This window comes from Mesorhizobium sp. M7A.F.Ca.US.006.01.1.1, assembly GCF_003997935.1.
Lineage (GTDB): Bacteria > Pseudomonadota > Alphaproteobacteria > Rhizobiales > Rhizobiaceae > Mesorhizobium.
In genome coordinates, this window is sequence record NZ_RZQL01000168.1 from 1 (window position 1) to 10711 (window position 10711).

Annotated in this window: 7 protein-coding genes and 1 pseudogene; 7 read left to right on the forward strand and 1 reads right to left on the reverse strand. The window is 59.2% G+C overall.

The genetic code is table 11. From position 1 onward, the window contains the following. Positions 1 to 212, reverse strand: a pseudogene (locus tag EN943_RS25290) (IS5/IS1182 family transposase); the annotation flags it as partial. Between the two features lie 715 nt (positions 213 to 927). Between EN943_RS25290 and EN943_RS25295 the strand changes: the two are divergent. From EN943_RS25295 to EN943_RS25325, 7 genes are all read left to right on the forward strand, one after another. Beyond that, positions 928 to 2607 (forward strand): ABC transporter substrate-binding protein, encoded by a 1680-nt coding sequence (locus tag EN943_RS25295; protein ID WP_063170379.1) that lies wholly within the window; start codon positions 928 to 930, stop codon positions 2605 to 2607. Beyond that, on the forward strand, positions 2604 to 3593 hold the full coding sequence (locus EN943_RS25300) for an ABC transporter permease (protein ID WP_063169344.1): 990 nt from the start codon (positions 2604 to 2606) through the stop codon (positions 3591 to 3593). The genes EN943_RS25295 and EN943_RS25300 overlap by 4 nt, the downstream gene beginning before the upstream one ends. Beyond that, complete coding sequence (locus EN943_RS25305) at positions 3590 to 4522, forward strand: ABC transporter permease (RefSeq protein WP_063169343.1); 933 nt, start codon at positions 3590 to 3592, stop codon at positions 4520 to 4522. The genes EN943_RS25300 and EN943_RS25305 overlap by 4 nt, the downstream gene beginning before the upstream one ends. After that, positions 4519 to 5529 (forward strand): ABC transporter ATP-binding protein, encoded by a 1011-nt coding sequence (locus EN943_RS25310; protein WP_063169342.1) that lies wholly within the window; start codon positions 4519 to 4521, stop codon positions 5527 to 5529. Before EN943_RS25305 ends, EN943_RS25310 begins: the two co-directional genes overlap by 4 nt. Further along, on the forward strand, positions 5522 to 6523 hold the full coding sequence (locus tag EN943_RS25315; protein ID WP_063169341.1) for an ABC transporter ATP-binding protein: 1002 nt from the start codon (positions 5522 to 5524) through the stop codon (positions 6521 to 6523). Before EN943_RS25310 ends, EN943_RS25315 begins: the two co-directional genes overlap by 8 nt. 233 nt (positions 6524 to 6756) lie before the next feature. After that, positions 6757 to 8490: a CocE/NonD family hydrolase gene (locus EN943_RS25320; RefSeq protein WP_244514363.1), complete on the forward strand. Its 1734-nt coding sequence runs from the start codon at positions 6757 to 6759 to the stop codon at positions 8488 to 8490. Between the two features lie 498 nt (positions 8491 to 8988). Next, positions 8989 to 10711, forward strand: a 1723-nt coding sequence (locus EN943_RS25325) for a CocE/NonD family hydrolase (protein ID WP_245475966.1), incomplete at its 3' end; no start/stop codon positions are given.

Below are 10711 nucleotides of genomic sequence, written 5' to 3' on the forward strand. Positions count from 1 at the left end.
AGCACCTCATCCGACAGGTTGAAGGTGTGCTTGAGGATCGCCAGCCCCGCCATCAGCCGGGTCGGCAGCGGCGGCATGCCGGGGCCGTCCGAATAGACGGCGCCGAAACGCTCCTCCAGCACCGGCCGGTCGATCGCCTGCTTCATGTTGATGATCTGATCGAGCCTGGAGCGGAACAGGTCCTGCTCTCCCGTCTCGCGTGGCTTGGACATTCGCCGTCCCCTCGATTCGCCGCCGCCGAACCGAGTGAATCACGCTCCGCAGCACAAGGGAATCGCAAAACCGAATTGCAGGAAAACAGCGTCCAAATACCGCTAATCCTGCAATTCAAAAGACGCTATCCGCCTCAATCAAAAGGCCAGATCAATGGCTTGCGGATAGTTCACGGTCGACGAGCTGGCGGCCACGCATCAGGCTGGAGATCCATCAGCGTTTACATCGTTTTTCAACGGGCGGCTCAAGCTCCGTGTTGTTGCGCGGCGCGCAGCTTGTCGAACGCCTCTTAGACCGTCGTGTGCCGGAAGAGGATATCCTCTGGAATTTCGGCATCGACATTCCGACATCACACATCCGTGATAAAGGCGTTTGCGGCTCGACGGGACCCTCCAACCCGAGGTCGCGAACAGAACCTGAATGACTGCCTCGTTTGCTATATGCGAATTGTCCGTGGGCGCCGCCAGGAGCTGGAACCGGCCAATCGACTTTAATTCTGGCTAGCTGTGCCCAGAATCGAGAAAAACGCCGGATTCATGCAGGCACAGCGGCCAATTTGCAGGAACCACCCCCCTGGGCACTGCTACTTATCTGGAATGAGGGGACTGTGGAGCTTCCGTCAAAAGGAAGCCAGATGTTCCGGGTTGAGGCCGTAGATCATCGTGGTCGTGTGAACATGAAGTGATGATAAAGCCGGCAAACAGGGAGGATAAAATGAGCCAATACTCATATAATCGTCGTGCGCTTATGAAGGCAATGCTGGCGATTTCGGCGACCCCTTGGGGGATTAACTCGAGGGCGTTCGCCTCGTCGTGCGACGATCGCATCCTGCGAATCGGCGGACTGGGTGGAGGCCCTGATTCGATGAACCCCTTCGCCACTTGGGGCTCCTTTTGGCCCTTGGCTATTTGCTATGATTTCTTGGTCTGCATAGACGCCCAGCGATACGACGATCGAAAGGGCTTTGCCCAATCTTGGTCCGTCGCCGACGACAACCTCACTTGGACCTTCAAGATCTGGCCCGGCATGAAGTGGTCGGACGGCCAGCCTGCTACCGCTAGGGACGCGGCGTTCACTTATAGTTATTTGCACGATTCCATAGGCAAGCCCGACGAGCTAAACGTCGGGTGGAACAGCACCAGCGGTCTTGAGAACGTCGAGTCCATCAAAGCGTTCGACGACGAGACTTTGCAGATCGTGACCAAGTTCCCCGCGACCTGGCCAATAGACAATATCATAATGATCGTTCCCGAGCACATTTGGAAGGACATCAGCTATGCTGACGCACGCGTAACCTTCCGCAACGATCCGCCTTTGGTGGGTACGGGACCTATGATCGTTTCGGAGTTTCACCAGGGCCAGTTTACACGCCTGACGCCGAACCCCTATTTCCGTACGGGGAAGCCCCAAATCGCGGGGGTGATCCTGCGGTCCTTCGATGCCGCCGATCCGATTGCGCAAGGTCTTAAGAGCGGGGAACTCGATTATGGCAACTACCTGACGTCCGCCCAGTGGGCTGATCTCTCGAAGGATCCCGACATTGTAGTCGGTGAATCCCGCATAGCTCAGAAAACCTATCTCGCCTTCAACACCGCTTCGGGAGATGGCGCAGGTAGCACCAAGGCTCTGCAGGATCCGGCGTTTCGCGATGCGCTCGGCTACGCGATCGATCAGAAGGCCATCGTCGATCGAGCCATGCGCGGACACGCCGACCCTGGTGTCGGACTCGCAATGCCGGTGGCGGCCGATTACTATTCAGATCTGAACGACATCAGGCGCCACTTCGATCTCGCCGAAGCCAACCGCCGGCTTGACGCCGCAGGGTACCGGGACACGAACGGCGATGGCATTCGGGAGGACAAGGACGGGAAGAGTTTCCAGCTAGAGCTGGTGTCTGGACCTTCAGCAAATATAGAGATGCCGGTCGCGGCAGTGCAGTTTATCGCTGGCTGGTTGGAGCAAATCGGTATCCCTGTATCGGTGACTCGGCTCGACTCCGGTGCGCTGAGCGCCCGCGCCGCAGCTCCGGCGAAAGGCGGCGGAGGGTGGGATCTGCTCATTTCCGATACCTGGCAAGGCCCAACACCTAAAGACCTGCTCATCTTCGGCAGCAGCAATTCCATCGGCATCAAGAACAAGGCGTACTGGACGAATGCGGAGTTCGACAAACTGTTCGCGGAGGTGCAGGTCACCGTTGACCTCAAGAAAAACCAAAAGCTGGTCGACCAGGCAGCGCGACTAATTTATACTGAAGCGCCTTACATCGTACTATGTTACCCCACCCTGCTCGAAGCCCACCGGAGGGATTGCTTCGAGGGTTGGGGAAAGCAAGGCATCATGTCGATGGACAGCTACTTCCCATTCGATCGCTTGAAGCCGGTGCCCGCGCCGTGAACGGAGGGGGAGGGAGCCGTCACATCCTGCGCATCATCGTCAGGGCCTCTATAACCCTCCTGATGGTGGCAGTCCTGAACTTCATCCTATTCCGAGTTATTCCAGGTGACCCTGCATCTCTTTTGCTTGGCGGGGCGCGCGTCAGCGTCACCGCCGAGCAGATTGAGGCGCAGAACCAACGTTGGGGCCTTGACCGGCCGCTGTTCCCGGACCAGGCGGTCGACTACCTGTCGGCAACACTCCGCGGCGATTTCGGCTACAGCTTCAAGTTCAGGGGCAGGCATGTCGCAGACCTGATAGCGGAACGCCTGCCGGACACCATAGTCCTAGTCGGGGTTGCTCAGATAATGGCAATCGTTATTGGGGTGATGCTTGGGATCTACGCAGGCTGGCGCCGGGGAGGAGCCGGCGACCGTATCGCAACCGGAGCCTCTCTGGCGCTCTATTCTACGCCGGCTTTCTGGCTCGGCATGATCCTGGTGGTAATCTTCAGCACGGCATTGGGTTGGCTCCCGGGCTATGGTGCATACTCGCCCGGCCTGATCACGGGCTCTCTTGGTTCGTTCCTCGACTACCTGCAACATCTCACGCTTCCCGCCACTGCGGTGGCGCTTGGGCTAATCGGCCAGTACGTCGTCGTCGCTCGTGCCGCAATGAGTGACGTACTCACCGAGGATTACATGGTAACCGCACGGGCGAAAGGGCTGACCAACGGTCAAATGCTGATGCGTCATGCATTTCGCAATGCAATGCTACCGGTCGTGACCTTGATCACCCTCAATATTGGCTATGTGGTCGCCGGGGCCATCACTGTCGAAGCCGTTTTCGCCTGGCCGGGTATCGGCGGGCTGACGGTGGAAGCACTCAACGCACGGGACTACCCAGTCCTTCAAGGCATATTCCTGTTGCTTGGCGTTTCAATTGTTCTCGCAAACCTCGTAGCCGATCTTGCCTACAGCCTTCTAGATCCGAGGGTCCGACAATGAGCGACAATATTGTTCGATATTGCCCGCGAGGCCGGGCGCGCGCAATAAAAGGCTTTCTGCGTCAATTTCTCAGCTATGGCGGTGCTCAGGTGGGCCTCGTATGTCTGGTATTCTTTCTTGTTGTGGGAGCGGTCCCCAATATTCTGGCGGGACCGCTCCAGACTGCGATCAATGCAACTGGCGATTTCCTCGCACCCCCATCAGGCGAGCATCTGCTCGGCACGGACGAAATCGGGCGGGACGTGCTCAATCTGGTCCTCCATGGTGCCCGGATCTCGCTTACGATTGCGCTACTCGCGACTGTGATCAGCCTCGTCGTTGGGACTACAATCGGTACGACCGCTGGCTACTATGGTGGCAGGGTCGACGTCTGGCTGATGCGCTTGACAGACTTCTTTTTTGTCATGCCGTCCTTCGTGCTGGCGCTGGTCATTACACCCGTGGTTCTCGAGGTGATGGGGCGCGGTGGAGAAATCCTGGGCTTCCGTCCTTCTCTTTTCGTGATCATTGTCGTTATAGGCATGACAAGCTGGTCCTTTGTTGCACGTATCGTCCGGAGTCAGACACTGTCGCTTAAGGAGCGACCATTCATTGATCGTGCGCGCGTTGCGGGTAGCAGTAATTTCGGCATCATGGTGCGGCACATCCTCCCCAATCTCGTGCCGCAAATCGCAGCCAATGGTGCGCTGGTGGTCGCCAGCGCAATCTATGTCGAGACATCGCTCTCATTCCTTGGACTCGGGGACCCGTTGCAGCCTTCATGGGGCACTTTGCTTTCGCTCGCTCAGCGCGCCGGCGCGGCCAGTGCTGGAGCCTGGTGGTACCTCGGCGCCCCAGGACTGTGCGTACTCACGGTTTCGCTTAGCTTCGTCCTGATTGGCAGTGCCCTTGACGACACGTTCAATCCACGGCGGAGGGTGATCCCATGACCAGCTCCTCCCAGGACAAAACACCGCTTCTGGAAATAGACCGGCTCTCTGTCGATTATGGGCTCAAGGGCGTTTCATTGCGAGCAATCGACGGCGTAAGCTTCGCGCTCCGAGCCGGAGAGGCCGTGGGCCTCGTCGGAGAATCGGGCAGTGGCAAGACCACGACCGCGATGGCGATCGCTGGTCTACTATCACCCAACGCGCGGGTCAGCGGCGGCCAAGTGCGCTATCGTGGCAACCGACTGCCGATCGACGATGATGCGGCGATGCGGCCACATCGCTGGAGCGAAACGTCCGTTGTCTTCCAGGGCGCGATGAACGCACTTAATCCTGTTCACCGCATTATCAAGCAGATCGCCGAGCCATGCATGCTGAAGCTCGGCATGTCGCGGGGCGAGGCGACCAAGCGGGGAAGTGAGTTGCTTCAACTGGTCGGCATCCCGGCGGATCGTGGTTCCGCCTACCCTCACGAGTTGTCGGGCGGAATGCGACAAAGGGTGATGATTGCCATGGCGCTCGCGTGTCGACCTTCGATTATCATTGGTGACGAGCCCACCACAGCGCTCGACGTCATCACTCAGGCTCAGATCCTTAACCTGCTAGGCGACTTGCGATCGCAGTTGAGCCTCGCCCTGATTTTGATCACCCACGACCTTTCTGTGGTGGCTAAGTGTTGTGATCGCGTAATGATCATGTACGCGGGCCGCATCGTCGAGGATGGCACTGTCGCCGAGATTTTCGCCCAGCCCAAACATCCCTACACCCGACAGCTGATCGAATCGATCCCGAACCCAGCGAGCGGCAAAAAGATGATCCGGCCAATACCGGGTGATCCTCCCAACTTGGTGAATCGACCCTCGGGCTGCGCTTTCCATCCGCGTTGCCCGTCGGTCATGGGGGGGTGCGCGACCGAAGTCCCCAGCCTCAATAAGTTCGGGCGGGGACGTGTCGCCTGTCACCTTCACCGGTCCTTGACGCAAGAAGACAAGGTCGCTGTTCATGCCTGACACTGCCGGCATCCTGCGTCTCGAGAGCCTGCAAGTTCATTTTCCTATCCAGGGCGGTCTGTTCGACCGTGTCCTGGGCCGATCTGTCGGCGCCATGCGCGCGGTAGACGGGATCGACCTCAACGTCGGGCGGGGCGAGATCGTCGCCCTGGTCGGCGAATCGGGAAGCGGCAAGACCACTGTGGGCCGCGTCATCACCAAGCTTGCCAAGCCGACTGGCGGCAGAATGCTGTTCGAAGGCCGCGACATGAGGTCGGTAGAGGGCTTCTCGGCTCTACGTCCGTACCGGCGTCGCGTGCAAATGATCTTCCAGGACGCTTATCAGGCCCTCAATCCGCGACACACCGTGTTCGACATCGTGGCGGAGCCGTTGCAGTCCCTGCGGCTGGTCGGTAACGCCACTCAACTCGCCGACCGGGTGAGTGAAGCGCTTGCGGCCGCTGGGCTCAATCCTCCCGGCGATTTCTTCGCCCGCTTCCCGCACGAGCTATCCGGCGGGCAGCGCCAGCGCGTCGTGATTGCAGGAGCGCTTGCCGTCCGGCCGGAACTCATCGTTGCTGATGAACCTGTATCGATGCTCGATGTCTCGATACGCGCTCAGATTCTTCAGGTCCTGGTTGACTTGCGCGACAGGCACAACATGGCGCTGCTGTTCATCACCCACGATTTGCCCCTTGCCTGGCTGATCGCCGACCGGATTGCGGTCTTGTATCTTGGAAAATTGGTCGAGATTGGTAGCGCCGACGAGATCACATTCAACCCTCGCCATCCGTATACCGTCGCCTTGCGCAACGCCACACCGCAGATTGGCGGCAACGCAGGTCGCGCCGAGTTGCCGGCCCTGCAGGGCGAGGTTCCAAGTGCCGCGCGCGTGCCGAAGGGCTGCCGTTTCCATCCTCGTTGCCCGCTTGCCTTCGACCGTTGCAAAGCTGAGGAGCCGCCGGCGATCGAAGTTGGACCACAGCACCTGTCAGCCTGCTGGCTCGCTAAGTGAAAGGCATGCAATCAGCGCCACCCCAATGAGCGTATTCCATCTGGTATTGCACAGGCAGGTGGGCTGGAACACCACCATGCAGATAGAATGCTGAGACCCGTCGAAATTGGCCACTCCATCTTGAATCAGTCTCAATGTCTGGGAGGCACTCTGAAGTGTGTAATGAACTAGGCCCGATTAAACCGCCAACGCCGCGATACGAAGTGGTTTTGCAGACCGGCTTGCGCGTTCCAATGCGGGACGGCGTTGAGCTCGCCACGGACCTGTATCGGCCTATTGGTTACACTGGGGAACTCGGGTCAATCCTTATCCGAACTCCATACGGTAAGACGCCCTATCGCTGTCCGGTTGAGCCTCGCCACAAAGTGGCAAGAATGTTTGCTGGACAAGGGTTCGCTGTACTTGTGCAGGAGCGTCGTGGCGTCTTCGATTCCGGCGGCGTATACGCTAGGGAACATATAGGGGACGACGGTTATGACACGCTGTCCTGGATTTCGCAGCAGCCATGGTCGAATGGACGCGTGGGCACATATGGGTGCTCGGCGCTTGGTATCGCGCAGGTTTTGCTGGCGCAGTTGTGCCATCCAGCCCACCGATGCGCAATTGCGCAGGGATCGGGCGGCGCGAACGGCTCTGCCGGAGGGCGATATCGCAACGGGGATCTCCGTCTCGGCGGTGCGGTGGAGGTTGCCGCGTTTGTCCCCTGGTTCCACCAAACCGCAGCGAAGGACCGGTCCCGAGTGCAACCGAAAAGCGATGAGGAGTATCAGCGGGCTTTCGCGTCGCTGCCGCTCGTCAACATGCTTAAGAGCCTTGGGGGACCGCCGACTGACTGGGAGGACTGGGTCTCGCGTGACCCAGGCGATCCCTGGGGGGATCGGAATGGGATGCTTAGCGAGGACTCGACCATCGACGTCCCAGCCCTGTTCGTGAACTCGTGGTACGACGTGGGGGCTGCCGACGCGCTTCACCAGCAGCGCGTTTTTAGTGCTCGCGGATTGAGCCCGGCGGCACGCGATCACCAACATATCATTCTGTCGCCAGCCACGCATTGTGGCACCGAGAGTCTCAAAGCCCCGACGGTTATCGGCGAGCGCGAGCTGGGCGACGCGCGCCTGGATTGCTGGCAGATCTACCTGGACTGGTTCGACTGCTGGCTGAACGACAAGCCCGACCGGATCGAGGGAATGCCCCGCGTCCAGTACTACGTGATGGGTCGCAACGAGTGGCGTGCCGCGTCAGAATGGCCCCCTCTTGGTGTGGAACTGCAGCACTGGTTCCTCCGCAGCGGCGGGAATGCCGCGACCCGTCTAGGCGACGGGACTCTTGATGTAGAGCCTCCGAGTGCCGACGAGCCGGCTGACACGTTTACCTACGACCCTGGGGATCCGGCGCCGTTCTTGGGGATGGACGGCGGGAAGTCAAGTGGAACTACTATAGGACCCCGCGATTACCAGGACGTCCAGCTTCGTCCAGACGTCCTCTGCTTCACTTCACCGCCCCTCACAGAGGGCATGGAGGTTACCGGATTTGTCCGGGCGGTCCTCTTCGTCTCTTCTTCGGCCCCGGACACGGACTTCGTGGCCAGACTGTTGGACGTACATCCCGATGGCCGTGCGATTGACGTGGTGGACGGGATACTGCGCGTCCGCTATCGCGAGGGCTTTGATCGGGCTGTTTTCATGGAACCGAGCGTTATATGCAAAATCGAGATTGATCTCGACGCCACAAGTAATTGGTTTCCGGCCGGCCATCAAATTCGCCTGGAAATCACTAGTTCGGCCTTCCCGCGGTTCGACCGCAACCTGAATACGGGAGGTAACAACTGGGACGAAACTGAATGGGTAGTGGCTCGGAACACGATTCATCACTGCGAGCAGTTCCCCTCCCACGTACTGCTTCCTGTGATGACAGCGATGGGGTCCCATGCCGGCAAGGCGAATTTGAACAGCTTGCCGCCTGGCTAGCCTACCTCCACTATTTCAAACAAACGGTGATAACAAGCTGCGATCGGTCGGGGAGCCCGTCGCTTCTCACATCAAGCAGCTTGCCCCATCGGCCCGCGTCAATCAGCATGGAATGGGGGTCCATGGATCGGCACATAATGGCGGTGAGACTCACAATTGATGTTTTGCACAGCGGCGTAGGCGCGCTGTCACATTGATTTAAGCAATAGGGAAATTGGGGTGGCAACGCGCCATCATTGAGTGCCGGACCTGCTAGAGAAGCACGGTTGAGTTTCTTTTCAAACAACTTAGCAACGGCACAGAGTTCATCGTTGTACTGTGAATGCGACGAACACACCACCGTGCAGATAGAATGCTGAGACCCGTCGAAATTGGCCACTCCATCTTGAATCAGTCTCAATGTCTGGGAGGCACTCTGAAGTGTGTAATGAACTAGGCCCGATTAAACCGCCAACGCCGCGATACGAAGTGGTTTTGCAGACCGGCTTGCGCGTTCCAATGCGGGACGGCGTTGAGCTCGCCACGGACCTGTATCGGCCTATTGGTTACACTGGGGAACTCGGGTCAATCCTTATCCGAACTCAATACGGTAAGACGCCCTATCGCTGTCCGGTTGAGCCTCGCCACAAAGTGGCAAGAATGTTTGCTGGACAAGGCTTCGCCGTACTTGTGCAGGAGCTTCGTGGAGTCTTCGATTCCGGCGGCGTATTCACCCTCATGGAGAATGAAAGGGACGACGGTTATGACACGCTGTCCTGGATTTCGCAGCAGCCATGGTCGAATGGACGCGTGGGCACATATGGGTGCTCGGCGCTTGGTATCGCGCAGGTTTTGCTGGCGCAGTTGTGCCATCCAGCCCACCGATGCGCAATTGCGCAGGGATCGGGCGGCGCGAACGGCTCTGCCGGAGGGCGATATCGCAACGGGGATCTCCGTCTCGGCGGTGCGGTGGAGGTTGCCGCGTTTGTCCCCTGGTTCCACCAAACCGCAGCGAAGGACCGGTCCCGAGTGCAACCGAAAAGCGATGAGGAGTATCAGCGGGCTTTCGCGTCGCTGCCGCTCGTCAACATGCTTAAGAGCCTTGGGGGACCGCCGACTGACTGGGAGGACTGGGTCTCGCGTGACCCAGGCGATCCCTGGGGGGATCGGAATGGGATGCTTAGCGAGGACTCGACCATCGACGTCCCAGCCCTGTTCGTGAACTCGTGGTACGACGTGGGGGCTGCCGACGCGCTTCACCAGCAGCGCGTTTTTAGTGCTCGCGGATTGAGCCCGGCGGCACGCGATCACCAACATATCATTCTGTCGCCAGCCACGCATTGTGGCACCGAGAGTCTCAAAGCCCCGACGGTTATCGGCGAGCGCGAGCTGGGCGACGCGCGCCTGGATTGCTGGCAGATCTACCTGGACTGGTTCGACTGCTGGCTGAACGACAAGCCCGACCGGATCGAGGGAATGCCCCGCGTCCAGTACTACGTGATGGGTCGCAACGAGTGGCGTGCCGCGTCAGAATGGCCCCCTCTTGGTGTGGAACTGCAGCACTGGTTCCTCCGCAGCGGCGGGAATGCCGCGACCCGTCTAGGCGACGGGACTCTTGATGTAGAGCCTCCGAGTGCCGACGAGCCGGCTGACACGTTTACCTACGACCCTGGGGATCCGGCGCCGTTCTTGGGGATGGACGGCGGGAAGTCAAGTGGAACTACTATAGGACCCCGCGATTACCAGGACGTCCAGCTTCGTCCAGACGTCCTCTGCTTCACTTCACCGCCCCTCACAGAGGGCATGGAGGTTACCGGATTTGTCCGGGCGGTCCTCTTCGTCTCTTCTTCGGCCCCGGACACGGACCTCGTGGCCAGACTGTTGGACGTACATCCCGATGGCCGTGCGATTGACGTGGTGGACGGGATACTGCGCGTCCGCTATCGCGAGGGCTTTGATCGGGCTGTTTTCATGGAACCGAGCGTTATATGCAAAATCGAGATTGATCTCGACGCCACAAGTAATTGGTTTCCGGCCGGCCATCAAATTCGCCTGGAAATCACTAGTTCGGCCTTCCCGCGGTTCGACCGCAACCTGAATACGGGAGGTAACAACTGGGACGAAACTGAATGGGTAGTGGCTCGGAACACGATTCATCACTGCGAGCAGTTCCCCTCCCACGTACTGCTTCCTGTGATGACAGCGATGGGGTCCCATGCCGGCAAGGCGAATTTGAACAGCA

Excerpts from the sequence above, each read along its gene's own strand:
- EN943_RS25295 (WP_063170379.1), top strand. The coding sequence starts at position 928 with ATGAGCCAATACTCATATAATCGTCGTGCGCTTATGAAGGCAATGCTG.
- EN943_RS25305 (WP_063169343.1), top strand. The coding sequence starts at position 3,590 with ATGAGCGACAATATTGTTCGATATTGCCCGCGAGGCCGGGCGCGCGCA.
- EN943_RS25310 (WP_063169342.1), top strand. The coding sequence starts at position 4,519 with ATGACCAGCTCCTCCCAGGACAAAACACCGCTTCTGGAAATAGACCGG.
- EN943_RS25315 (WP_063169341.1), top strand. The coding sequence starts at position 5,522 with ATGCCTGACACTGCCGGCATCCTGCGTCTCGAGAGCCTGCAAGTTCAT.
- EN943_RS25320 (WP_244514363.1), top strand. The coding sequence starts at position 6,757 with ATGCGGGACGGCGTTGAGCTCGCCACGGACCTGTATCGGCCTATTGGT.